The following is a 23,646-nucleotide window of genomic DNA, read 5'->3' on the forward strand; positions in this document are numbered from 1 at the left end:
GCTGCGCTTGTAGCTATGGAAAAAGCAGCAAATCCCTGCGGACAAGACCAGAGGCTTGGCCGCAGGGTGGCAAACTTACTTGGTGCTTTCGTGGCCGATGACACCGCCTACGGCAGCACCGGCGGCGGTGCCCAGCACGCCGCCGCCCAGGACATTGCCGGCAACGCCGCCGATCACCGCACCGGTGGCGGTGCCTTTTTCTTGGCGAGTCATGCCAGCGCAGCCGCTGAGGGTGAGCACGGCAGCAGCAATGGTGGCAATGGTTGCAGTACTTGCATAGTGGCGAAGGGAGTTCATGGTGGTTTCCTTGTGGTGTGACGAGTGCCCTTAGTATGGAAAACGCGCTGCGCAACACCTAGCAGACGAGGCCGCAACTGCATGTAGTTGCCGTCCTACGTGCGGTATGGTTTTTTGCACTAACAGCTAGCTGTTTCATCGACTTACACTTGTGTAAATAAGTGGCTATGGTCTGCGGCAGTGTGGTGCTTGGGCAGGCCAACGCCATAATTAAACCTGGAGACAAAACATGCAAAAAAGATACTTTCTACGGGCTTCTGCGCTTGCCGTTACTGCGTTAGTAGCTACTTATTCCATAGCGCAAGACAACACTTTCAAAATTGGTCTGATTCTGCCCATGACCGGCCAGCAGGCCTCGACCGGGAGGCAGATTGAGGCAGCGGCCCGGCTGTACATGGCGCAAAACGGCGACACCGTGGCGGGCAAGAAAATCCAGCTGATCGTGAAAGACGACACCAGCGTGCCCGACGTGACCAAGCGCCTGGCCCAGGAGCTGGTGGTCAACGACAAGGTGAACGTGCTGGCAGGCTTTGGCATCACGCCTTCGGCCCTGGCCACCGCGCCCATTGCCACCCAGTCCAAAACCCCTTTGGTGGTGATGGCTGCCGCTACCAGCAGCATCACCCAGGCATCACCTTACGTCGTGCGCACCAGTTTCACGCTGCCGCAGGTGGCGGTCAGCATGGCCGACTGGGCGCCCAAGAACGGCATCAAAACCGTGGTCACCCTGGTCAGCGACTACGGCCCTGGCCTGGATGCAGAAAAGTATTTCCGTGAGCGCTTTTTGTTCAACGGTGGCCAAGTTCCCGAGTCGTTGCGCGTGCCCTTGCGCGGCCCGGACTTTGCGCCGTTTCTGCAGAAAGTGCGCGATATGAAGCCCGACGCGCTGTTTGTGTTTGTGCCTTCGGGCGCGGGCGCGGCGGTAATGAAGCAGTTCTTGGAGCGCGGCATGGACAAGGCCGGCATCAAGCTCATCGGCACTGGCGACGTGACCGACGACGACCAGCTCAACGACATGGGCGACGGCGCTTTGGGCGTGGTCACCTCGCACCACTATTCGGCGGACCACCCGTCGCCGCTGAACACCAAATTTGTCGAGGCCTTCGGCAAGGCTAACAAGGGCCTGCGCCCCAATTTCATGGCCGTGGGCGGTTATGACGGTATGCGGGTGATTTACGAAGCGCTGCGGGTCAGCAAAGGGCAGGGCGGCGGTGATGCACTGCTGGCGGCCATGAAGGGCCAGATTTTCGAGAGTCCGCGCGGTCCAATCTTTATCGACGCGCAAACCCGGGACATTGTGCAAAACATCTACCTGCGCAAGGTGGAGCGCAAGAACGGCCAGCTCTACAACGTGGAATTCGCCGTTATCAAAGACGTCAAAGACCCAGGCAAGACTAAGTAACCCCCAAGGCGACAGCGCATGTTGACGATTCTTTTTGATGGCATCGCCTACGGCATGCTGCTGTTTATCCTGGCCGTGGGCTTGGCCGTGACCATGGGGCTGATGAACTTCATCAACCTGGCCCATGGCGCGTTTGCCATGGTGGGCGGCTACGCCACGGTGCTGCTGATGCAGCGCGCAAACGTGCCGTTTCTGCTGTGCCTGCCGCTGGCATTTGCCATTTCGGCCCTGCTGGGCGCAGTGCTGGAGCGCACGCTGTACCGGCCGCTGTACCGCAAGCCGCACCTGGACCAGGTGCTGTTTTCCATCGGCCTGACCTTCATGGCCGTGGCCAGTGCCGATTACTTTATCGGCTCCAGCCCGCAAATCATCCAGTTGCCCGCCTGGCTCAAGGGCCGCACCGAGCTGGGCGAGGGCGCTTTCATGCTCGGTATGGGGCACTACCGTTTGTTCATCATCGCGGTATGCGCGGCACTGACGGTGGCCTTGCAGTACGTGCTGGCCCGCACCCGGTTTGGTACGCGTTTGCGTGCCTCGGTGGACGACCAGCGGGTGGCGGCGGGCCTAGGCATCAATGTAAACGTGGTGTTTTTGGGCACCTTTGCCGTGGGCTCCGGCCTGGCCGGGCTGGGCGGCGCGCTGGGGGCCGAGGTGCTGGGCCTGGACCCGACCTTTCCGCTCAAGTTCATGGTGTACTTTTTGATTGTGGTGGCCGTGGGCGGCACCTCCAGCATCACCGGGCCGTTGCTGGCGGCCCTGCTGCTGGGCATTGCCGACGTGGCGGGCAAGTATTACATCCCCAAGCTGGGTGCTTTCATCGTCTACAGCCTGATGATCGCGATTCTGATCTGGCGGCCCCAGGGCCTGTTTGTGCGCCAGGGGGGTAAGTGATGGAGACGCAAAACCTGTTGCTCAAAGCGGGCCGTTGGAAGTCTTGGGAGTTCGCCCTGTGGCTGCTGGCCCTGGCCGCGCCCTGGGTGCTGCCGCGGCATGCGCTGATCGTCAACGAGATCGCCATCGTGGCGCTGTTTGCCTTGTCGCTGGATTTAATTCTGGGCTACACCGGCATCGTCTCGCTGGGGCACGCGGCGTTTTTTGGCATGGGGGCCTATTCGGCCGCGCTGTTTGCCAAGCTGGTCATGCCCGACCCGCTGGTCGGTTTGGCGGTGGGTATCGCCACGGCCACGCTGCTGGGCGCTGCCTGCAGTGTGACGATTTTGCGTGGCACCGACCTGACGCGGCTGATGGTCACCCTGGGCGTGGGCCTCATCCTGATGGAGCTGGCCAATAAGCTGGACTGGCTGACCGGCGGTGCCGACGGCCTGCAAGGCGTGGTGCTGGGGCCGGTGCTGGGCCGGTTTGAATTTGATCTGGCCGGGCAGACGGCTGCCTGCTATTCGCTGGCGGTGTTGCTAGTGCTGTTTGTGCTGGCGCGGCGACTGGTGCACTCGCCGTTTGGGGCCACGCTCAAGGCTATTCGCGACAACCGCCTGCGGGCCATGGCCATCGGCATCCCGGTGTACCGCCGCCTGGTGGTGGTGTACACCCTGGCAGCAGGCATGGCGGGCGCGGCGGGGGCCTTGCTGGCGCAGACCTCGGGCTTTGCCTCGCTGGACCTTTTTGAGTTCCACCGCTCGGCCGATGTGATGCTGATTTTGGTGGTGGGCGGTGTGGGCTGGCTGTACGGCGGCGTGCTGGGCGCAATTGTGTTCAAGCTGATGCAAGACGCGCTGTCCAGCATCACGCCGCAGTACTGGACCTTCTGGATCGGCCTGTTCCTGGTGGTGCTGGTGCTGGTGGGCCGCGAGCGCCTGCTGCGTCCCTGGACCTGGCGCTTGCCGCGCAAGCATCGGAGCGCGCCATGACTGCCAACACCGTACTTTCGGCCCAAGGCCTGGTGATGCAGTTTGGCGGCATCACCGCCACCAACAACGTCACGCTGGACCTGCAGCAGGGCGCGCGCCACGCGCTGATTGGCCCCAACGGTGCGGGCAAGACCACGCTGATCAACCTGCTGACCGGCGTGCTGCAGCCCACGGCGGGCCGCATCGTGCTCGAAGGGCAGGACATCACCCAGTTGCCGCCGCACCAGCGCGTGCGCCGTGGCCTGGTCCGCACCTTCCAGATCAACCAGTTGTTTGACTCCCTGACCCCGCTGGAAACCCTGGCCATGGTGGTGTCGCAGCACCGGGGCCTGGGCGGCTCCTGGTGGCAGGCGCTGGGGGCGCGCCGGGATGTCACCCTGCGCTGCGAGCAACTGCTGGAGCAATTCCACCTGACCGCCGTGATGGCCCAGGAAACCCGGGTGCTGGCTTACGGTAAGCGCCGCCTGCTGGAAATCGCCATCGCCCTGGCCTGCGAACCCCGGGTGCTGCTGCTGGACGAGCCGGTGGCCGGTGTGCCCGCAGGCGAGCGTGAAGAACTGCTGCACACCGTGGCCGCGCTGCCGCCGGAGGTGTCGATTCTGCTGATTGAGCACGATATGGACCTGGTGTTCAGCTTTGCCAAGCGCATGACGGTGCTGGTCAACGGCACGGTGCTAACCGAGGGTGATCCGCAGACCATCGCCAACGACCCACAGGTCAAGGCGGTGTATCTGGGACACAGTGAGGATGCCCATGGCTGAACTATTGAACATTGAAGGCCTGAGCGCTGGGTACGGCGAGGCGGTGGTGCTGCACGGCGTGTCTCTGACCCTGCAGGCCGGCCAGACCCTGGCCTTGCTGGGCCGCAACGGCACCGGCAAGACTACGCTCATCAACACCCTGGCCGGGGCCACACGCCAGCACGCGGGCAGCATTGTTCTAGGCGGGGTGGCGCTGCACCGCCTGCCCTCGCACGAGCGCGCCGCCGCCGGCATTGGCTGGGTGCCGCAAGAGCGCAACATCTTCAAGTCGCTGACGGTGCACGAGAACCTGACGGCTGTGGCCCGGCCCGCGCGCGCCGGGCGCAGCGCCAGCCCCTGGACACCGGATCGGGTCTACAGCCTGTTTCCCCGGCTGGCCGAGCGCAAGACCAACCTGGGCACCCAGCTCTCGGGCGGCGAGCAGCAGATGCTGGCCATGGGCCGCGCCCTGGTGCTCAACCCCACGCTGCTGCTGCTGGACGAACCCTGCGAGGGCCTGGCCCCCATCATCGTGCAAGAACTGCTTCGCGCCATCCGCCGCATCACCCGCGAAGAAGGCCTGTCGGCCATTTTGGTGGAGCAGCATCCGCAGGCGATTCTGGCCATCTCTGACACCGCTGCCGTGCTGGACCGCGGCACCGTGGTCTACACCGGCACGGCGCGCAGCCTGCAAGAGCAGCCGGAGCTGCTGGACAGGCTGCTGGGCGTGGCGCGGTAAAAATTTAAAGAAAAAGAGCCGCTTGCGCAGATACTACCTGCGCAGGCAGCTACTGAATCAATAGCAAACCCGTGCCGCTCAAGCCCCCAGCAGCTGCGGCTGCGGGTGCTGCTCCAGGTACCAAGCGCGCAGGCCATCGTCTTCAAATGCGTAGTCGCCGCGTCCCGCACGCCAAATCAGCTCCTTGTCGCGCAAGGCATCCAGCGCGCCCTGGATAGCCGAGTTGTTTAGTGGCTTGCCCACCACCGCCTGGTAGGCGGCCAGCGCGGCTTCGGCAAACGGGGTGTAGTCGGGCGACAGGCGGGCAATCGCGTCCAGCACGGCTTTTTGCGCGTCGGGCAGGGCGTTGTAGGTCGAGGCAAATTCCTGCCAGGCCCGGTGCTGTATCAGTTGGGCATTGCGCTCGATCAGCGCGTCCAGCGCCTGCGCTCCGCCCCAGTCGGCCACGGCCTCGCCCACCACGCGCTTGAGCATTTCGGGGCGGCGTCCCACCAGGGTGAAAGCCCGCTCCAGCGTGTCGGCGCTGAAGGCCTTGCCATCGGCAAACTGGGGCCGCAGCCATTCGGCGTAGGCCTCCACAAAGCCTCGGTCCAGCAGCGGAAAGCGCGTCACCCCCGCACCGTAAAACGGCTCGCTGCGGCGCAGCACCAGGTGGGTGAGTTTGTCGCGGTTGGAGCCGGTCATCACCAGGTGCAGGCCGCGGACAGTCCGGCCCTGGTTGAGCCGGTCGCGTGCCGCCTTGAGCGCAAACATGGCCTGTGTGCCCGCCTCGGTAGACAGGGCGTGCTGGGCTTCGTCCACTAGCAGTACCAGCGGTTTGCCGCTTTTGGTGTGCAGCCGCTCCAGCGCGTCGGACAGGGTGGCACCACCAGGCTGGCCGATTTTGGACAGGTCCAGGCTCAGCGCGCCCAGCACGTTGAGCTTGTCCAGGCCCACGCTTTTGGCCGCCTTGAGCACCGGGCCGTCCAGCTGGGCCAGGGTGTCGCGCACCACGGCGATGATCAGCTCTGCCGGGTCCCGGCTGCGGTCAGACCATAAATCGACATACAGGGTTTGCCATCCGCGCGCGCGCATTTCGGGCACCATGTCTTCGCGCAAGAAGGTGGACTTGCCAGTGCGCCGGGGCGCGGCCAGAAACAGGCCCGAAGTCGCGTCCAGAATGCCGCGACCTTCCAGCGCATCGCAGTAGCTGGCGGCCAGGGCGGTACGGCGGTAGGTGAAGATGTTGGCCATGGGGATCCCGGGTTTTAGGGATAAATTATCCGTGATGGAGTAATTTTATGCCTGTCGAAATAATAAAACCATAAAAGCCGTAACCGCCGGGTAGAGTTGGTGGTCAAGATGGTGCATAAAATAGGTGTCTTGTGCTTATAAAACCAATGCGCGCAGCTACGTAAAATATAGCTGTTTTCCCCAGGCCAGCGCCAGTGCCTAGGAGGCCTCGGGTAAACTGACTTTTCTTTGTGTCGCCTGCGGGCGCACGTAAACCCACTTCCAGACCACGCCAAAAGCCCCACTTACCGGTGCGCCTCCAATCCATTAAGCTCGCGGGCTTCAAGTCCTTTGCCGAACCCACCACCTTTCACCTGCCCGGGCAGTTGGTCGGCGTGGTGGGGCCGAACGGCTGCGGCAAGTCCAACATCATGGACGCGGTGCGCTGGGTGCTGGGCGAGAGCAAGGCCAGCGAGCTGCGCGGTGAGTCCATGCAGGACGTGATCTTCAACGGCACCACCACCCGCAAACCGGCCAGCCGCGCCAGCGTGGAGCTGGTGTTCGAGAACAACGACCACCGCGCAGGTGGCCAGTGGGGCCAGTTTGCCGAAATCGCCGTCAAGCGGGTGCTCACCCGCGATGGCACCAGCAGCTATTACATCAACAACCAGCCGGTACGCCGCCGCGACGTGCAGGATGTGTTCCTGGGCACCGGCCTGGGACCGCGTGCCTACGCCATCATTGGCCAGGGCACCATCAGCCGCATCATCGAGTCGCGCCCGGAAGAGCTGCGCCTGTTCCTCGAAGAAGCCGCCGGGGTCTCCAAATACAAGGAGCGTCGCCGCGAAACCGAAAACCGCCTCAGCGACACCCGCGAGAACCTGACCCGGGTGGAAGACATCCTGCGCGAGCTCAACGCGAACCTGGAGCGGCTGGAAAAGCAGGCCGAGGTGGCGCACAAGTACAACACCTTGCACGCCAGCGCCACGCTCAAGCAGCACCAGCTGTGGTTTCTAAAGAAGGTCGATAGCGAATCCGACCAAAGCAAGGTCCAAGCCGATGCCGCCCAGGCGCTGAACGACCTGGAGTCGCGCATCGCCGACCTGCGCCACGTGGAAGCCGAGCTGGAAACCATCCGCCAGGCGCACTACGACGCGGGCGATGCCGTCAACCGCGCCCAGGGCAAGCTCTACGAGGCCAGCGCCGAAGTCGGGCGGCTGGAAGGAGAAATCCGTTTCGTGGTGGAAGGCCGCCAGCGCGTCGAGCTGCGCATGGCCACCCTGAAAGAGCAAATCCAGCAGTGGGCCACGCGCCAGGAAGACGCGCAGTACGAGCTGGAAAATTTAGAGGCCACCGGCATCGAGGCCGAAGAAAAAGCCGAGCTGCTGGCCGCCCAGGTGGAAGAGCAGGCCGGGCAAATCCCCGACCTGGAAGACGCCCTGCAGTCGGCCAGCCGCGCCGCCAACGAGCAGCGCACGGGCGTGGTGCAGGTGCAGCAGCAGATCCAGGTGCTGGCCGCCGACCAGCGCAGCATCGAAGAGCAAAGCCGCCAGTTCGACCAGCGCCGCGAGCGCCTACTGGCCGACAAAAAAGCCCTGGCGGCCCCTGACGAAGCGCGCTTATCGCAGCTGCAAGCCCAGTTGGAGGAGGCCACTGAAGCCGCCAGCGTCGCCGACGCACGGCTGCACGACCTGCAAGAATTTCTGCCCCAACTGGATGAAGACCGCCGTGCCAAACAGGCCGCCGTCAATACCGAATCCGCCCGCCAGGCCGATGTGTCGGCGCGCATGGAAGCCCTGAAGGCGCTGCAGGAAAAGGTCAAAACCGACGGCAAGCTCAAGCCCTGGCTGACCCGCCACGGCCTGGACGGCCTGCAAGGCATCTGGACCCAGCTGCATATCGAGCAGGGCTGGGAAAACGCGCTGGAAGGCGCGCTGCGCGAACGCATGGGCGCACTGGCCGTGTCGCGGCTGGAGATGGTGCGCGCCTTTGCCGGGCTGGATGGCCGGGATGTGCCGCCCGCCAAGCTGGCCTTCTACAGCCCGCCGCCCGCTGGCCCGTCGCTGCCATCCAACAGCCTGCCTCGCTTGGCCGATCTGCTGCGCCTCAACGATGCCGGGTTGGCTGCCTTGCTGGCCGATTGGCTGCACGGCTGCTACACCGCGCCCAGTTTTGAAGATGCCCTGCACCAGCGCAGCCAGCTGCAGCCGGGCGAGGTCATCTACGTGCAAAGCGGCCACGCCGTGGGCCTGCACAGCGTGTCGTTCTACGCGCCCGATTCCGAGCAGGCCGGGCTGCTGGCGCGGGCGCAAGAGATTGAGAATTTAGAAAAACAATTGCGCGCCCAGAGCCTCATCAATGAGGAAACCCGCTACGCCCTGGTGCGGGCCGAAGCCGCCTACAACGAGTCCTCCAGCCGCTTGGTCAGCGCCCGGCGCGAAGCCACCGAGGCGCAAACCCAGGCCCACGCCCTGCAGGTCGAAACCCTGAGACTGGGCCAGTTGGCCGAGCAGGCCCGGGTGCGCAGCCAGCAGCTGGAAGGCGATCTGGCCGAGGTCGAAGCCCAGCTGGACGAGCTGCAAGAGCGCCGCGTCAACGCCGAGGGTCGGTTTGAAGAACTGGACATGCAGCTCGCCGATAGCCAGGAGCGCCACGCCCAGCTGGACGAGCGCGTTATCGAAGTGCAGCGTAAGCTGGCCGAATGCCGCGAGCAGCAGCGCAGCCTGGAGCGGCAAGCGCAAGAAGCCACTTTCGCCCAGCGCAGCCTGGGCGCGCGTCGGGCAGAACTGACCCGTTCGCTGGACATGGCGCAGCAGCAAACCGTGGCCCTGATGAATGAGCAGCAGCGCGCGGTAGACGAGTTGGCCCGCCTGAACGACGCTGCCGCCCAGGGCGGCCTGCAAACCGCCTTGGCGCAGAAGCTGGAGCGCGAGGCCGAAATGGCCGCCCAGCGCAGCCAGTACGACGACCTGACCGCCCGCCTGCGCGCCAGCGACGAGGCCCGCATGCAGAACGAGCGTGCCCTGGACCCGCTGCGCCAGCGCATTACCGAATTCCAGCTCAAGGAACAGGCGGCACGCCTGGGCTCCGAGCAGTTCAGCCAGTTGCTCAACGAAGCCAACGCCGACCTGGAAGCCATCGCCACGTCCATAGTCCAGGGCAATGTGCGCATCCCCGGCATGCAGAGCGAAATCGACCGCCTGAACCGCGAAATCACCGCCCTGGGAGCCGTGAATCTGGCCGCGCTGGACGAACTGAGTGTGGCCCGCGAGCGCAAGCAATTCCTGGATGCCCAGACCGCCGACCTGGTCGAAGCCATGACCACGTTGGAAGATGCCATCAAGAAGATCGACGGCGAAACCCGCGAGCTGTTGTCGGGCACCTTCAACATCGTCAATGGCCATTTCGGCAAGATGTTCCCCGAGCTGTTTGGCGGCGGCAATGCGCGCCTGGTCATCACCGGGGACGAAATTCTGGACTCCGGCGTGCAGGTGATCGCCCAACCGCCAGGCAAGAAGAACCAGACCATCCACCTGCTGTCGGGCGGAGAAAAAGCCCTGACCGCCATCGCCCTGGTGTTCGCAATTTTCATGCTGAACCCGGCACCGTTTTGCCTGCTCGACGAAGTGGACGCGCCGCTGGACGACGCCAACACCGAGCGCTATGCCAAACTGGTGGCCAGCATGGGTCGCGAAACCCAGTTTCTTTTCATCAGCCACAACAAGATCGCCATGGAAATGGCCCAGCAACTGATTGGTGTGACCATGCAGGAGCAGGGCGTTTCACGCATCGTGGCAGTCGATATGGAGTCGGCCTTATCCATGGCCGAAACAACATGACCACCACCCTACAACTCGGCCTGGCCATCGGCGGCGGGCTTGTGCTCGTCACCGTCGTCGCTTATAACACCTGGTCGGCCCGTAAAAACGCCCCCAAGCAGCCCGACCCTCCGCCCCCCAGCACCTTGCAGACCGAAGACGAGGGCGAGCGCCGCGACCCTGCTTTCGACGGCGGCGATCTACCCCCGCTGCCCACGCCCGAGCGCAAGCCCGGCATGGACGCGCTGATCGATGTGCTGGCACCCATCGCGCTGGAGCACCCGGTGTCGGGCGATGCCGCCCTGGCGGCGATGCCGCCGACCCGTCGTGTCGGCAGCAAACCCTTTGCCATCGAAGGCCTGAACATCGGCAGCCAGCAGTGGGAAACCCCGGTGGCCGGCCAGCGCTACAGCCAATTGCAGGCTGGCGTGCAATTGGCCAACCGCACAGGGGCGCTCAATGAGATCGAATATTCTGAATTCGTCATCAAAACCCAGGCCTACGCCGACACCGTAAGCGGCCTGCCCGAATTTCCCGAGATGCGCGAAGAAGTGGCCCGGGGCCGCGAGCTAGACCAGTTCGCCAACGACCACGATGCCCAGCTCGGCTTCACCCTGCGCGCCGTGCACGCCGCCTGGAGCCCCGGCTACGTGCAGCAGCACGCGGCCCGCTTAGGCTTCGTGCCCAGCCTGATCCCCGGCCGCATGCTGTTGCCCAGCAGTACGCCCGGCATGCCACCCATCCTGGGCCTGGCCTTCGACACGCAAGCCGCCCTGGCCGAAGACCCCGACCAGTCGGCCCTGCGCGAAGTCACCCTGAGCCTGGATGTGCCGCAGGTAGACCGCGCCGAGCAGCCTTTTGTGCGCCTGCGCGACACCGCCGCCGCCCTGGCCGAAGCCATGGACGGCAGCCTCACCGACGACCGGGGCTACCCGCTGCAGCGGGATGCGCTGGACGGCATCGGAGCCTCGCTGGAGCAGTTGTACGACACGCTGGACTCGCGCGAGCTGGCGGCGGGCTCTGTTTTGGCGCGAAGGTTGTTCAGTTGAGCTAAAAAAAGCTCACCCCCAGGCTTGCGCACTTCGTGTCGCAGCGCCAACCCCCTTGCAGGGGGCAATACCAGCGGCCCGGCAAAGCCGGTTCCGCGGTATTCTTGACTCGCCTCGTCTCATCGGTTGCAGGTGTTTGGACGCCCATTGGATCTAAGACATGCCTGAAAATTTTGACCTTTTTAGCCCTCCAGCGCAGATTCCACCTACGCAGGATGCTATAGAAATAGAAGCGCTGCGCACCCAGCTGAATGCCTGGGGCCACAGCTACTACGTGCTGGATGTGCCCACCGTGCCGGATGCCGAATACGACCGCGTGTTCCGCGCCTTGCAAGCGCTGGAAGCCGCCCACCCCACACTGTTGACCGCAGATTCGCCCACCCAGCGTGTCGGCGGCAAGCCGCTGCCCGAGTTCACCTCGGTGCGCCACGCCGTGCCCATGCTCAGCATCCGCACCGAGACCGACACCGAGCCCAGTGGCGCACAAAATTTCGACATCCGTATCCGCAAGGAGCTGGCGCTGCTGGAGACCGACCCGCCGGTCGAATACGTGGCCGAACCCAAATTCGACGGCCTGGCCATGAGCCTGCGCTTCGAGCACGGCGTGCTGGTGCAGGCTGCCACCCGGGGCGACGGCGAGTACGGCGAAGACGTGACGCAAAACATCCGCACGATGCGGCAGATCCCGCTGCGTTTGATCGGGGATGCCCCGCCGGTGCTGGAAGTGCGCGGCGAGGTCTACATGCGCCGGGCTGACTTCGATGCGCTCAACGAGCGCCAGCGCGAAAAGGGTGACAAAACCTTTGTCAATCCGCGCAACGCCGCTGCCGGAGCCGTGCGCCAGCTCGACCCCGGTATCGCCGCCCAGCGCCCTCTGAGCTTCTTCGCCTACGGCCTGGGCGAGGTGACTGCGCCGGAGCAGGGCGGCCCGGTGTTCGAGACGCACTACGCCCTGCTGCAAACCCTGAAATCATGGGGTTTTCCGGTCGCGGCCCAGGTAGCGATTGCGCATGGTGCTGCGGAATTAGTAGCGTACCACCAGCGCATAGGTGCGGCCCGCGACAGCCTGCCGTATGACATCGACGGTGTGGTCTACAAGCTCAATGCCTTGGCCCTGCAGCGCCAGCTGGGCTTTGTGTCGCGCGAGCCGCGCTGGGCCGTGGCGCACAAATACCCGGCGCAAGAGCAGCTCACCACCATCACCGCCATCGACGTGCAGGTGGGCCGCACCGGCAAGCTCACGCCCGTGGCGCGGCTGGCCCCCATCTTTGTGGGCGGTGTCACGGTGACCAACGCCACGCTGCACAACCTGTTCGAGCTGCGCCGCAAGCGTGTGCGGGTGGGCGACACCGCCATCGTGCGGCGGGCGGGCGATGTAATTCCCGAGGTGGTGGGCATCATCGCCAAGCCGCGTGTCCAGTACGTGCCCAACTTCCGCATGCCGCGTGCTTGCCCCATTTGCGGAAGCAAGGTGGTGCGCGAAAAGACCGAGATGAACCACCGCTGCAGCGGCGGCCTGTTCTGCCCCGCGCAGCGCAAAGAGGCCATCCTGCACTTCGCCCACCGCCGTGCGGTGGAGGTGGAAGGCCTGGGCGACAAGCTGGTAGAGCAACTGGTAGACACCGGCGTGATCCGCACCTTGCCCGACCTGTACAAGCTGGGCTTTACCGCCTTGTACGCCCTGGACCGCATGGCCGACAAGTCGGCGCAGAACATCCTGGACGCACTGGAAAAGTCCAAAAACACCACCTTGCCGCGCTTTCTGTTCGGTCTAGGCATCCGCCACGTGGGCGAGGCCACGGCCAAGGCGCTGGCCCGGCATTTCGGCAAGCTCGATGCCGTGATGGATGCCACGCCTGAGCAATTGCTGGAAGTTGCCGATGTCGGCCCCATCGTCGCCCTGGCTATCCGCACCTTCTTTGACCAACCCCACAACCGCGAAGTGGTCGAGCAACTGCGCGCCTGCGGTATCCACTGGGAGGAGGGCGAGCCCGCCCCGCAAGCCTCCAAGCCATTGGCAGGCCAAACCTTCGTCCTCACCGGCACATTCCCCACCCTCAGCCGCGACGAAGCCAAAGACCTGCTCGAAGCCGCCGGAGCCAAAGTCGCCGGTTCGGTGAGCAAGAAAACCAGTTACGTGGTTGCGGGCGAGGAGGCGGGCAGCAAGCTGGACAAAGCCCAGGCGCTGGGCATTGCGGTGCTGGACGAGGCGGGGATGTTGGCGTTGTTATCACCGAAAGCAGACACATGACCCTCCACACCATTCTCAAAATGGGCGACCCGCGCCTGCTGCGCACGGCCCAGCCGATGACTGAATTCGACACCGACGCGCTCCACCTCTTGATCTCCGACATGCTGGACACCATGCGCTCGGTCAACGGCGCGGGGCTGGCGGCTCCGCAGATCGGGGTGGATGTGCAGCTGGTAGTGTTTGGCACGGCGGACGTGAATCCGCGCTACCCGGACCGGCCTATTGTGCCGCCCACGGTGCTGATCAATCCGGTGATCACGCCTATCGGCGATGCGGAAGAAAACGATTGGGAAGGTTGCCTGTCGGTACCGGGTCTGCGTGGACTGGTGCCGCGCTGGTCGCGCATCCGCTACACCGGTTTCGACCAGTACGGCGATGCCATCGACCGCACGGTAGACGGCTTCCATGCCCGGGTGGTGCAGCACGAGTGCGACCACCTGATCGGCAGGTTGTACCCCACGCGCATGCGGGACCTGACGCAACTGGGCTACACCGAGGTGCTGTTTCCCGCGCTGGACCCGGCGGATGACGATTAAAAGGCGGTTAAAAGAGGGTATTTCGCGGCTTTAATACCCTTATGCCTTCTGGCAGGCCGCACTACGATACCTTTATGAAAGCTCTTTTATCTGCTGCTGCGTTTGCCCTGGCCTTGGTGGGCTGCGCCAAGATGGATGTCCAGACCCGCAGTTGGCTGTCCAGCAAGGTGCCTGCATACGCTGCGGTGGATGGCGTGCTGTTTGAGGGCACGGCCACTCTGTTTACTGACCGCACGGGTACGGTGCAGCTTAGTTCAGGCCAATCACCCGGCCAGGTGTGCATTGGCGAGCTGCGCTACACCGCCACCGCTGCCGGTGTTCTGGTGCTGCGCTGCAGGGGCGGCATGGAGGCAGCGCTGGACTTTCGAACCACCAGCGACACCAGCGGCTTTGGCTACGGCAGCAGCGCCCATGGTGTGTCGGCTGTAGCCTGGGGCATGTCGGCTGCCAACGCCGCTGCCTACCTGCGGCTGCCGGTAGCGCCCGCCATGGCCGATGCACCCGTGGCCATGCCGGTGCCAGCCCAGCCTGCCGCCAGCGCCGCGCTTTAAAAAACGGCCGGGGCTATAAAATTGGTAGCTACAAGCGCAGGGTAAACCTGCGCTTTAGCCCTATTTTTTATAAATTACCGATTCACATGCCCCATCCTCTTGTCCAGGTCCATCCGGAAACCCATGGCATCGTGCTTGATCTGGCCTACGCCACGGCCAACAATATTGCGGGCCGCCCCATTTACGACCGCGCCCACTGCCTGCTGCACCGCGATGCCGAAGCCTGCTTGCGCAAGGCCGTGCTGCTGGCGGCACAGTCGGGATTGCGGCTGAAGATATTTGATGCGTTCCGCCCCCAAGAGGCGCAGGTGCTGCTGTGGCAAACCGCACCCGACCAAGCCTACGTGGCCGACCCCGCCGTCGGCTCCAACCACACGCGCGGCACGGCGGTGGACCTGACCCTGGTGGACGCGCAGGGTACCGAGCTGGACATGGGTACCGGTTTCGATGACATGACCGCAGCCTCGCACCATTTCAGTGGGCAGGTAGGGCCCGAAGCCCTGGCCAATCGCCTGCTGCTGCTGACTGTGATGGAAGATGCGGGGTTTGAGCACCTGCCGCATGAGTGGTGGCATTACGCCTTGCCCGAGCATGCCACCTATCCACTGATTGACAGCAGCTTGCTTGGCGACCTGAGCCCGATGCGATTGGCCTAGACGCTTGTGTAAGAACGTATGGACGTTCCAAGAGCATGGACAGGTTCTGAAACGTGCTGGGCGTGGCACCTTGAAAAAAACAGATTGTTGCGAAATGTTTCAAGTACTATCATTCAATCCCGTCCCGGAACCATCCGCCCTTGGCCGTCGATCAACTTACCCAAGTTACAAAATGAAAGCATCCACCACCTCAACGCAAACACGGTTCACCGTTCTGATTTGCGCATTTTTTGCATTGCTGCTGATCGGAACCTTTGCCGTGATACGGCTGTCCGTTACGCCGGATTTGGCCACTCTGGAGGGCAAGGTGGTGGGTGCCAATGTGGACCAGATTTCGGTGCGCATTAGCGAACAGCTGCGGCAGGTGGAGGCGCAATCGCGCAGCATCACCCAAACCGTGGCGCTGCTCGAAAGCGACCAGATCGACAAGCTGCAACCCGGCCTGGTCGACCAGAACGGTGACCCCAACGTCTTCGGCGGCGGCATCTGGCCCTTGCCCAACAAACGCGAACAGGGCCGCGACAAGTTCAGCACCTTTTTCGCCCGCGACGCATCCAACAAGCTGGTTGTCAATACCCACTGGAACTCTGAGGCATCGCTGAAGTATTGGGAGCAACCCTGGTACGAAAACGGCAAGACCGCGGCTAAAGGCCGTTGCAAATGGGCCAAGGCCTATCAGGACGATGCCAGTCCGCAGCCGCGCACCAACTGCGCCATGCCGATCTACAAGGGTGACGAACTGTACGGCGTGTCTACCATCGACGTGACGCTGGGCTTCTTCAACCGCCTGGTGGCCGACATGGAAGACAAGGTCCAGGGCCAGATCCTGATCGTCGAAGGCGACGGCAAAATCGTCAGCAACAGCACCCGGATCCAGGGCAATATCGTGCTGAAGAATGTGTCCGACCTGGCCCAGACTTCACCGATGGCGGCCGAGATCCAGCGCCTGTTGCCGAAGGCGCAGGACGGCACAGCGACAGAAGGCGCCTACACCAGCGACAAGGGTGCGCAAATGCTGTTCCTCAAGCCTATTCCGGGCAGCCCCTGGTTTATCGCCACGGGTATTCCGACCGCTTTACTGGCCAGCAACAGCAACCGCATCCTGACCAAGCTGGCCTCTGTGCAGATCCCCATGGCCATCGTGCTGCTGGTACTGATGGTCAGCGGTATCCGCATGTTCATGAAGCGGCTGACCGGCCTGCAGGAAAACATCGATGCGTTGTCCGCTGGCGAGGCCGACCTGACCCGGCGCCTGCCGGAGACTGGCGGCAAGGAGTTCAGCGAGGTGTCGCGCAGCTTTAATGCCTTCATTGCCCGCCTGCAAGGTGTGGTGCACCAGGTGGTGACGGGTTCCTCCTCGATTGCCGCCGCCTCTAGCGAAATCTCCAGTGGCAACGAAGACCTGTCGGTTCGTACCGAAGAGCAGGCCGCGTTCTTGCAGCAAACCGCGGTTTCCATGGGGCAGATCACCGCCACCGTGAAACAGAACGTGGACAACGCCAACCAGGCCAACCGCCTGGCCACCGACGCCTTCCAGGTCGCGTCCAAAGGCGGCAAGGTGATCGGCGACGTGGTGGACACCATGAACTCGATCAGCGATTCGTCCAAGAAGATTGTGGACATCATCGGCGTGATCGACGGCATCGCCTTCCAGACCAACATCCTGGCGCTGAACGCCGCGGTGGAAGCGGCCCGCGCCGGCGAGCAGGGCCGCGGCTTTGCGGTGGTGGCCAGCGAGGTGCGCAGCCTGGCGCAGCGCTCCGCCGCTGCGGCAAAAGACATCAAGGGCCTGATCGCCGACTCGGTCACCAAGGTCGAATCAGGCAGTGCGCTGGTGGCGCAGGCGGGCTCTACCATGAACGAGATCATCACCGGCAACACCAGTGTGGCCACGATCATGTCGGAGATCATGTCGGCCAGCGTCGAGCAAAGCCGTGGCATCGAAGACGTCAACCAAGCGATTGCGCAACTCGACACCACCACCCAGCAGAATGCCGCGCTGGTGGAAGAGGTGTCGGCTGCTGCCCGCTCGATGCACGACCAGACCGCTCTGCTGCGCGAAGTGGTGGGCGCCTTCAAGGTTTAAGGGCTGAGCGCTGGGCAACCAGGACCATGCCGTCTGTTTGAGCATGGTTCTTGCAAGCTATTGAACACTTTACAACCAAAGGATTTCTTTCATGCCTTATCCGAGCCCTGTGTTGAACCGTCGTGCGCTGGTCGTGGCGGTTGCGTCCACCCTTGTATGGGCTGCGGGTATCCACCCCGCCATGGCCGCCACGCCCAAAGACACGCTGGTGGTGGCGTTTGCGTTTGACGACATCATCACCATGGACCCGGCCGAGGTGTTTGAAATCTCGGCCAGCGAGGTGATGGGCAATACTTACGACCGGCTGGTGCGGCTGGATGTCAGCGACCCGTCCAAACTCGTCAACGACATCGCCAAGTCCTGGACCGTGTCGGCCGACGGCAAGACCTTCAGCTTCGAGCTCAAGCCCGGCCTGAAGTTTGCCTCCGGCAACCCGCTCACAGCCGATGACGTGGCTTTCTCGCTGCAGCGTGCGGTGCTGCTCGATAAATCTCCGGCTTTCATCCTCACCCAGTTCGGGTTCAGCAAAACCAACGTCAAAGACAAGATCAAGGCCACCGGAGCGCTGACCATGACGCTGGAAACCGACAAGGCCTATGCCCCGTCGTTCGTCATGAACTGCCTGACCGCCGACGTGGGCGCGGTGGTGGACAAGAAGCTGGTGCTGGCTAACGAGGTGGCGGGCGATCTGGGCTATGCCTGGCTTAAAACCCACTACGCCGGTTCCGGCCCCTTGAAGCTGCGCGAATGGCGGGCCAACGAAGTGGTGGCGCTGGAGCGCAACGACAGCTACTACGGCAAAAAAGCCCCGCTAGCCCGCGTGTTGTACCGCCACATCAAGGAGTCCAGCACCCAGCGCCTGCTGCTGGAAAAGGGCGACATCGACATGGCCCGTAACCTGGCCCCGCAAGACCTGGCCGCCATGGCCAACAACAAAGACATCAAGATCGAATCGGCTCCCAAAGGCACGGTCTACTACATCAGCCTGAACCAGAAGAACCCCAACCTGGCCAAGCCCGAGGTGCGCGAAGCCCTGAAATGGTTGGTGGACTATGCTGCCATCGGCGACACGCTGATCAAGAACATCGGCACGGTAGACCAAAACTTTCTGCCCGTCGGCCTGCTGGGAGCCAGCACAGTCAACCCCTATAAGCTGGACGTGGACAAGGCCAAGGCCCTGCTGGTCAAGGCCGGGCTTCCCAACGGCTTCAAAGTGACCATCGACATGCGCACCATCCAGCCAGTGCAGGGCATCACCGAGGCCTTCCAGCAAACCGCCAAGCGCGCGGGCATCGACATCGAAATCATCCCTGGCGACGGCAAGCAGGTGCTGACCAAGTTCCGCGCCCGCACCCACGACATGTATATCGGCCAATGGGGCGCCGACTACTGGGACCCGCACAGCAATGCCACCTTTGTGCAAAACCCTGACAACAGCGACGATGCCAAGGCCAAACCCTTGGCTTGGCGCAATGCCTGGGTAGCCCCCGAACTTGACAAAATGGCCGATGCCGCCGTGCTGGAGCGTGACACCGGCAAGCGCAAGAAGATCTACGAAGATATGCAGGCCGAATTCCGCAAGACCAGCCCCTTCATCATGCTGTACCAGCAGGTGGAAGTGGCGGCCGTGCGCAGCAATGTGGACGGCTTCAAGCTCGGCCCCACGTTCGGCTCGGACTATATGTTCACCGCCAGTAAGAAATAAACCGGATGCGGGTTCGCTGGATGCGTAGGCTGAAGGCCGTGGGCCGGTTTGCGGTCGTTATTGTCCTGACCTACCTGGGCCTGCTGGCCGTCACCTTCTTCATTGGCCGGGTGATGCCCATCGACCCGGTGCTGGCCATCGTGGGCGACCGGGCTTCGGGTGAACTGGTTGCCAGGGTGCGCGAAGAAATGGGCTTCAACAAGCCGCTGTGGGAGCAGTTTTACATCTACATCGGCAAGGTGTTGCGCGGCGACTTTGGCACCTCGGTGCTGAGCTCGCACCCGGTAATGGACGATATCCGCCGTGCATTTCCCGCCACTTTCGAGCTGGCCACGCTAGGCATCCTGATTGGCGTGGGCTTGGGTGTGCCGCTGGGTGTGTGGGCTGCCGTGCGCCGGGGCGGCGTGGTGGACCAGATCGTGCGGGTGATGGGGCTGGTGGGCTATTCGGTACCCATCTTCTGGCTCGGGCTGATGGGCTTGGTGCTGTTCTACGCCAAGCTGGGCTGGGTCGGTGGGCCAGGGCGAATGGACGTGGTCTACGAGTACACCCTGGCCCCCGTGACCGGTCTGCTTCTGCTGGACGCGGCCATGGCCGGGCAGTGGGATGCGTTCGGCAATGTGCTGTCGCACCTGATCCTGCCCGCGTCTCTGCTGGGCTATTTTTCGTTGGCCTACATCAGCCGCATGACGCGCTCTTTCATGCTCAACGAACTGGCACAGGAATATATCGTGGCCGCGCGGGCCAAGGGCCTGAGCGAGGCGCGCATCATCTGGCGGCACGCACTGCGCAATGCCATGGTGCCGCTGGTCACCGTGATCAGCCTGTCGTACGCCGGTCTGCTCGAGGGCTCGGTGTTGACTGAAACCGTATTCGCCTGGCCAGGCCTGGGCCTTTACATCACCAATTCGCTGCAAAACGCCGACATGAATGCGGTGCTGGGCGGCACGATCGTGGTGGGCTCGATCTTCATTGGCCTGAATCTGCTGTCGGACTTGCTTTACAAGACGCTGGACCCCCGTACCAGGACCCGATAACTTCACGATGAGCACAACTAACTTGCACGACTGGCTGATGAGCGACCGGCCCGCCTCGCGCCGCCAAGCCGCCTGGGGCCGGGCCTATGGCGCGTGGCGCATCTTTCTGCGCAACCGGCTGGCGGTGCTGGGCCTGGGCATCGTGCTGGCGCTGGTGCTGGTGGCCTTGCTGGCGCCGTGGATCGCCCCATACTCGCCCACCGTGGGCGATTTGCGCACCACGCGCCTGCTGCCGCCCTCGCACCTTTTCTGGCTGGGCACGGACGACCAGGGCCGGGACATCCTGTCTCGCCTCATCCATGGTTCGCGCATCACCCTGATGGTCGTCGTGCTGGTGGCTGTGCTGGCCGCGCCCATCGGGCTGCTGGTGGGCACCGTGGCGGGTTATGCGGGTGGAATGGTGGATGCGGCGCTGATGCGCATCACCGATATTTTTCTGGCTTTTCCCCGGCTGATTTTGGCGTTGGCTTTTGTGGCCGCGCTGGGTCCGGGCATTGAAAACGCCGTGATCGCGATTGCCATCACCGCCTGGCCGCCGTATGCACGCATGGCCCGGGCCGAGACGCTGACCATCCGCCAGACCGATTACATTGCCGCCGTGCAGCTCATCGGCGCGTCGCCCTGGCGCATCGTGCTGCACCACATCATGCCGCTATGCCTCTCGTCCGTGATCGTGCGGGTCACACTGGACATGGCGGGCATTATTCTGACGGCTGCCGGGCTGGGCTTTCTAGGCCTGGGCGCGCAGCCACCTACACCCGAATGGGGCGCCATGATCGCCAATGGCCGCCAGTATGTGCTGGACCAGTGGTGGGTGGCGGCGGCACCGGGGGCGGCGATTTTCCTGGTCAGCCTGGCCTTCAATCTGGTGGGTGATGGCTTGCGCGATGCCTTGGACCCGAAAGGCGTGAAATGACGGAACCTCTGTTGGTGGTCGATGACCTGCGGGTCGCCTTTCCCAACCGCGACGGTGGTTGGGTGGAAGTGGTGCGCGGCGTGTCGTTCACGCTGGGCAAAGAGCGCCTGGGCATCGTGGGTGAATCGGGTTCGGGCAAGTCGCAGACGGGCCGGGCGATTCTGGGCCTGACGGCCCCCGAGGGCCGGGTCACCGCCAAGCGCCTGGCGTTCAAGGGCACCGATCTACTGCACTGCGGCCCGCAGGAGCGGCGTGCCTTGCGCGGTGGCCGCATCGCCATGGTGCTGCAAGACCCGAAGTTTTCGCTGAACCCGGTGATGCGCATCGGCGACCAGATCGTCGAGACGCTGCAGGCGCACAGCAAAGTGTCGAACGCCCAGGCTAAAAAGCAGGCCCTGTCGGCGCTGGAGCAGGTGCAGATTGACGACCCGGCCCGCGTGTACAAGCTTTACCCGCACGAGGTGTCGGGCGGCATGGGCCAGCGCGCCATGATCGCCATGATGCTGATCGCCAACCCGGATTTGCTGATTGCCGATGAGCCCACCTCGGCCCTGGACGTGACCGTACAGCTCCAGGTGCTGGCGATTCTGGACGCGCTGGTGGTGCAGCGCGGCATGGGCCTGATTTTTGTATCGCACGACCTGCGCCTGGTCTCCACCTTTTGCGACCGCATTCTTGTGATGTACGCCGGGCGGGTGGTGGAAGAGCTGCCTGCGGGCGGGCTGGCGCAGGCCAAGCATCCTTACACCCTGGGTCTGCTGAACTGCTTGCCGCAGCTCGGCGACAACCGGCACCCGCTGCCCACACTCAACCGGCAGCCGGAGTGGGCGCTATGAACGGGTCTGTGGGTCTGGACGTGCAAAACCTGCGTGTCAGCTTCGACGGCTTTGTGGCCGTGGCCGACACATCTTTCACCGTTCAAGCGGGCGAAAGCTTTGGTATTGTGGGCGAATCGGGTTCGGGCAAATCCACCGTGCTGCGTGCCATCTGCGGGCTGGCGAAACGTGAATCCGGCACCGTGCAACTCTTACCGGCACGGCAGCCCACGCCGCGCAGCGAGCCTTTGCCATCCCCCGGTAGCAAACCATTTCGTAGATTGGTGCAAATGGTGTTCCAGGATCCTTACGGCTCGCTGCATCCGCGCCACACGGTGGACCGCCTGCTGGCCGAGCCGCTAGCCATCCACGGCCTGGGAGAAGAGCAAGAGCGCATCGAACGCGCGCTGGACGAGGTGGGCCTGGGCCTGGGCTTTCGCTTTCGATACCCGCACCAGCTCTCGGGCGGGCAGCGCCAGCGTATCGCCATCGCCCGTGCCCTGATTCTGGAGCCGCAGATACTGCTGCTGGACGAGCCCACCTCGGCCCTGGATGCTTCGGTGCAGGCCGAGGTGTTGAACCTGCTGGAAACCCTGCGCGCCCGCCGCGGCCTGACCTTCATCATGGTCAGCCATGATTTGGCCGTGGTCACGCACCTGTGCCAGCGCCTGATGGTCATGCAGCGCGGCCAGACAGTGGAAATGCTGGCCTCCGCCGACCTGGCCGCCAGCCGCGTCACCCAGCCCTACACCCGCCAATTGATGGAAGCCGCTGTCGGCTTCCGTAGAAAAGAAGCCTTGCCATGATCCACTGGGAATCCCACGCCTGCCTGCCGCTGCACCCGCAGGCCAGCTTCGCACCGATAGACCGGCTGCATGCCGCCGGGGTGGACTACGTGTCGATCAACGTCGGTATGGACATGAACCCAGTGCAGCAGGTGATGGCCGTGATCGCCGGGTTCCGCGCCACCATTGCCGCCCACCCCGACCGCTACCGGCTGGCGAGCAGCGTGGCCGATATTGCGCTGGCCAAAGCAGGTGGCCAGATCGCTATCGGCTTTGACCTGGAAGGAGCCATCCCGCTGCTGGAGCAGCCCGAGATGGTGGCGTTGTACGCGGCTTTAGGCGTGCGCCAGATCCACTTTGCCTACAACCGCAACAACAGCGTGGCCGACGGCTGCCATGACACCGAGCGCGGCCTGACCCCGCTGGGTGTGCGCATGGTGCAGGCGGTGAACGCCGCAGGCATGTTGATGGACTGCTCGCACACCGGGCGAAAGTGCAGCCTGGACATCATGGCCGCATCCACCGCCCCTGTAATCTTCAGCCACGCCAATCCGTTGGCGCTGGTGGACCATGGCCGCAACATCACCGACGCACAAATCCGCGCCTGCGCTGCCACCGGCGGGGTGGTGTGCGTGTCGGGCGTGTCGTTCTTTTTGGGCAATGCTGCTCCCACCGCTGCTGATGTCGCCCGCCATGTGGCGTACGTGGCCGACTTGGTGGGCGTGCAGCATGTGGGCATTGGGCTGGATATCAGCTTCCGCCAGCCGGAGCTGAATGACAACCCGCCGGGGGACTATGACCCCGGTTACTGGTGGCCTGCGTCGGTGGGCTACAACGGAGCCATTGCGCGGGCCACCTATACCCCGGTAGAAACCTGGCAGGTGTTGGGCCAGGCTTTGCAGGATGTAGGGATGATCGCCGAAGATGCTACGCAGGTGATGGGCGGCAACATGCTGCGGGTGGCACAAAAGGTGTGGGGCTGATGTAGAGTTCACCCCCAGGCTACAGCGCAAGCGCTTTGCGCCAACCCCCTTGCAGGGGGCAACACCAGCAGCCTGGCAAAGCCAGTTCTGCGGTGTTTCTGGAATGCTTGTTCATTACCTTAAGAGGGAGCTGAGTCGTTACTGTTTTCTAATAAAAAAAGCCTTTAGCGTATATTCCATATTCGCTACTAGCTATTATTTAA

The 23,646-nt window shown here is 63.5% G+C and carries 20 protein-coding genes; 18 read left to right on the forward strand and 2 right to left on the reverse strand.

Translation table 11 applies throughout. The annotated features are described in order from the left end of the window. Window positions 1-75: 75 nt before the first annotated feature. Entirely contained in the window at window positions 76-297 is a 222-nt protein-coding gene (locus tag AC097L_RS01475; protein ID WP_479584334.1) for a glycine zipper 2TM domain-containing protein, read from the reverse strand. Window positions 298-526: 229 nt separating this feature from the next. Between AC097L_RS01475 and AC097L_RS01480 the strand changes: the two genes are divergently transcribed. From AC097L_RS01480 to AC097L_RS01500, 5 genes are read left to right on the forward strand one after another with little or no spacing between them, the layout of a single operon-like run. Further along, on the forward strand, window positions 527-1,699 hold the full coding sequence (locus tag AC097L_RS01480; protein WP_479584335.1) for an ABC transporter substrate-binding protein: 1,173 nt from the start codon (window positions 527-529) through the stop codon (window positions 1,697-1,699). 18 nt (window positions 1,700-1,717) lie between these two features. After that, complete coding sequence (locus AC097L_RS01485) at window positions 1,718-2,590, forward strand: branched-chain amino acid ABC transporter permease (RefSeq protein ID WP_479584336.1); 873 nt, start codon at window positions 1,718-1,720, stop codon at window positions 2,588-2,590. Then, a complete protein-coding gene (locus tag AC097L_RS01490; protein WP_479584337.1) occupies window positions 2,590-3,564 on the forward strand; it encodes a branched-chain amino acid ABC transporter permease in 975 nt (324 codons plus the stop codon). Before AC097L_RS01485 ends, AC097L_RS01490 begins: the two co-directional genes overlap by 1 nt. Continuing rightward, window positions 3,561-4,325, forward strand: coding sequence for an ABC transporter ATP-binding protein (locus AC097L_RS01495; protein ID WP_479584338.1), 765 nt, complete (start codon window positions 3,561-3,563; stop codon window positions 4,323-4,325). Before AC097L_RS01490 ends, AC097L_RS01495 begins: the two co-directional genes overlap by 4 nt. Further along, window positions 4,318-5,043 (forward strand): ABC transporter ATP-binding protein, encoded by a 726-nt coding sequence (locus tag AC097L_RS01500; RefSeq protein ID WP_479584339.1) that lies wholly within the window; start codon window positions 4,318-4,320, stop codon window positions 5,041-5,043. The genes AC097L_RS01495 and AC097L_RS01500 overlap by 8 nt, the downstream gene beginning before the upstream one ends. Window positions 5,044-5,121: 78 nt before the next feature. Here AC097L_RS01500 and AC097L_RS01505 read toward each other — a convergent pair whose 3' ends face one another. Continuing rightward, window positions 5,122-6,276 (reverse strand): P-loop NTPase family protein, encoded by a 1,155-nt coding sequence (locus tag AC097L_RS01505; RefSeq protein WP_479584340.1) that lies wholly within the window; start codon window positions 6,274-6,276, stop codon window positions 5,122-5,124. A gap of 290 nt (window positions 6,277-6,566) precedes the next feature. Between AC097L_RS01505 and smc the strand changes: the two genes are divergently transcribed. The 13 genes from smc to AC097L_RS01570 all read left to right on the forward strand — a co-directional run bounded on the left by smc (window position 6,567) and on the right by AC097L_RS01570 (window position 23,443). Then, the gene (gene smc, locus AC097L_RS01510) at window positions 6,567-10,094 is read left to right on the forward strand and encodes a chromosome segregation protein SMC (protein WP_479584341.1); all 3,528 of its coding nucleotides are present in this window, start codon (window positions 6,567-6,569) and stop codon (window positions 10,092-10,094) included. Further along, window positions 10,091-11,122, forward strand: a complete 1,032-nt coding sequence (locus AC097L_RS01515) for a cell division protein ZipA C-terminal FtsZ-binding domain-containing protein (protein ID WP_479584342.1) — start codon at window positions 10,091-10,093, stop codon at window positions 11,120-11,122. Before smc ends, AC097L_RS01515 begins: the two co-directional genes overlap by 4 nt. 160 nt (window positions 11,123-11,282) lie before the next feature. After that, the gene (gene ligA / locus AC097L_RS01520; RefSeq protein ID WP_479584343.1) at window positions 11,283-13,373 is read left to right on the forward strand and encodes an NAD-dependent DNA ligase LigA; all 2,091 of its coding nucleotides are present in this window, start codon (window positions 11,283-11,285) and stop codon (window positions 13,371-13,373) included. Continuing rightward, window positions 13,370-13,909 (forward strand): peptide deformylase, encoded by a 540-nt coding sequence (def, locus tag AC097L_RS01525; RefSeq protein WP_479584344.1) that lies wholly within the window; start codon window positions 13,370-13,372, stop codon window positions 13,907-13,909. Before ligA ends, def begins: the two co-directional genes overlap by 4 nt. A gap of 74 nt (window positions 13,910-13,983) precedes the next feature. Next, on the forward strand, window positions 13,984-14,460 hold the full coding sequence (locus AC097L_RS01530; protein ID WP_479584345.1) for a hypothetical protein: 477 nt from the start codon (window positions 13,984-13,986) through the stop codon (window positions 14,458-14,460). Between the two features lie 86 nt (window positions 14,461-14,546). Continuing rightward, window positions 14,547-15,116 carry a D-alanyl-D-alanine dipeptidase gene (ddpX, locus tag AC097L_RS01535; RefSeq protein WP_479584346.1) on the forward strand — a complete coding sequence of 190 codons (570 nt, stop codon included), beginning with the start codon at window positions 14,547-14,549 and terminating at the stop codon, window positions 15,114-15,116. A gap of 172 nt (window positions 15,117-15,288) precedes the next feature. Beyond that, a complete protein-coding gene (locus AC097L_RS01540) occupies window positions 15,289-17,202 on the forward strand; it encodes a methyl-accepting chemotaxis protein (protein ID WP_479584347.1) in 1,914 nt (637 codons plus the stop codon). Window positions 17,203-17,293: 91 nt separating this feature from the next. Continuing rightward, on the forward strand, window positions 17,294-18,907 hold the full coding sequence (locus AC097L_RS01545; RefSeq protein WP_479584348.1) for an ABC transporter substrate-binding protein: 1,614 nt from the start codon (window positions 17,294-17,296) through the stop codon (window positions 18,905-18,907). A 5-nt stretch (window positions 18,908-18,912) separates the two neighbouring features. Beyond that, window positions 18,913-19,944 (forward strand): ABC transporter permease, encoded by a 1,032-nt coding sequence (locus AC097L_RS01550; RefSeq protein WP_479584349.1) that lies wholly within the window; start codon window positions 18,913-18,915, stop codon window positions 19,942-19,944. Between the two features lie 7 nt (window positions 19,945-19,951). Continuing rightward, window positions 19,952-20,860: an ABC transporter permease gene (locus AC097L_RS01555; RefSeq protein WP_479584350.1), complete on the forward strand. Its 909-nt coding sequence runs from the start codon at window positions 19,952-19,954 to the stop codon at window positions 20,858-20,860. Further along, entirely contained in the window at window positions 20,857-21,696 is an 840-nt protein-coding gene (locus tag AC097L_RS01560) for an ABC transporter ATP-binding protein (RefSeq protein WP_479584351.1), read from the forward strand. The genes AC097L_RS01555 and AC097L_RS01560 overlap by 4 nt, the downstream gene beginning before the upstream one ends. After that, entirely contained in the window at window positions 21,693-22,481 is a 789-nt protein-coding gene (locus tag AC097L_RS01565) for an ABC transporter ATP-binding protein (protein WP_479584352.1), read from the forward strand. Before AC097L_RS01560 ends, AC097L_RS01565 begins: the two co-directional genes overlap by 4 nt. Then, window positions 22,478-23,443: a dipeptidase gene (locus AC097L_RS01570; RefSeq protein WP_479584353.1), complete on the forward strand. Its 966-nt coding sequence runs from the start codon at window positions 22,478-22,480 to the stop codon at window positions 23,441-23,443. The genes AC097L_RS01565 and AC097L_RS01570 overlap by 4 nt, the downstream gene beginning before the upstream one ends. Window positions 23,444-23,646: the final 203 nt, after the last annotated feature.

This window comes from Rhodoferax sp. RT5P35 (assembly GCF_056521385.1).

Coding starts and splice junctions, on each gene's coding strand:
- AC097L_RS01475 (WP_479584334.1), bottom strand. CDS start 297: ATGAACTCCCTTCGCCACTATGCAAGTACTGCAACCATTGCCACCATT.
- AC097L_RS01480 (WP_479584335.1), top strand. CDS start 527: ATGCAAAAAAGATACTTTCTACGGGCTTCTGCGCTTGCCGTTACTGCG.
- AC097L_RS01485 (WP_479584336.1), top strand. CDS start 1,718: ATGTTGACGATTCTTTTTGATGGCATCGCCTACGGCATGCTGCTGTTT.
- AC097L_RS01490 (WP_479584337.1), top strand. CDS start 2,590: ATGGAGACGCAAAACCTGTTGCTCAAAGCGGGCCGTTGGAAGTCTTGG.
- AC097L_RS01495 (WP_479584338.1), top strand. CDS start 3,561: ATGACTGCCAACACCGTACTTTCGGCCCAAGGCCTGGTGATGCAGTTT.
- AC097L_RS01500 (WP_479584339.1), top strand. CDS start 4,318: ATGGCTGAACTATTGAACATTGAAGGCCTGAGCGCTGGGTACGGCGAG.
- AC097L_RS01505 (WP_479584340.1), bottom strand. CDS start 6,276: ATGGCCAACATCTTCACCTACCGCCGTACCGCCCTGGCCGCCAGCTAC.
- AC097L_RS01515 (WP_479584342.1), top strand. CDS start 10,091: ATGACCACCACCCTACAACTCGGCCTGGCCATCGGCGGCGGGCTTGTG.
- ligA (WP_479584343.1), top strand. CDS start 11,283: ATGCCTGAAAATTTTGACCTTTTTAGCCCTCCAGCGCAGATTCCACCT.
- def (WP_479584344.1), top strand. CDS start 13,370: ATGACCCTCCACACCATTCTCAAAATGGGCGACCCGCGCCTGCTGCGC.
- AC097L_RS01530 (WP_479584345.1), top strand. CDS start 13,984: ATGAAAGCTCTTTTATCTGCTGCTGCGTTTGCCCTGGCCTTGGTGGGC.
- ddpX (WP_479584346.1), top strand. CDS start 14,547: ATGCCCCATCCTCTTGTCCAGGTCCATCCGGAAACCCATGGCATCGTG.
- AC097L_RS01540 (WP_479584347.1), top strand. CDS start 15,289: ATGAAAGCATCCACCACCTCAACGCAAACACGGTTCACCGTTCTGATT.
- AC097L_RS01545 (WP_479584348.1), top strand. CDS start 17,294: ATGCCTTATCCGAGCCCTGTGTTGAACCGTCGTGCGCTGGTCGTGGCG.
- AC097L_RS01550 (WP_479584349.1), top strand. CDS start 18,913: ATGCGGGTTCGCTGGATGCGTAGGCTGAAGGCCGTGGGCCGGTTTGCG.
- AC097L_RS01555 (WP_479584350.1), top strand. CDS start 19,952: ATGAGCACAACTAACTTGCACGACTGGCTGATGAGCGACCGGCCCGCC.
- AC097L_RS01560 (WP_479584351.1), top strand. CDS start 20,857: ATGACGGAACCTCTGTTGGTGGTCGATGACCTGCGGGTCGCCTTTCCC.
- AC097L_RS01565 (WP_479584352.1), top strand. CDS start 21,693: ATGAACGGGTCTGTGGGTCTGGACGTGCAAAACCTGCGTGTCAGCTTC.
- AC097L_RS01570 (WP_479584353.1), top strand. CDS start 22,478: ATGATCCACTGGGAATCCCACGCCTGCCTGCCGCTGCACCCGCAGGCC.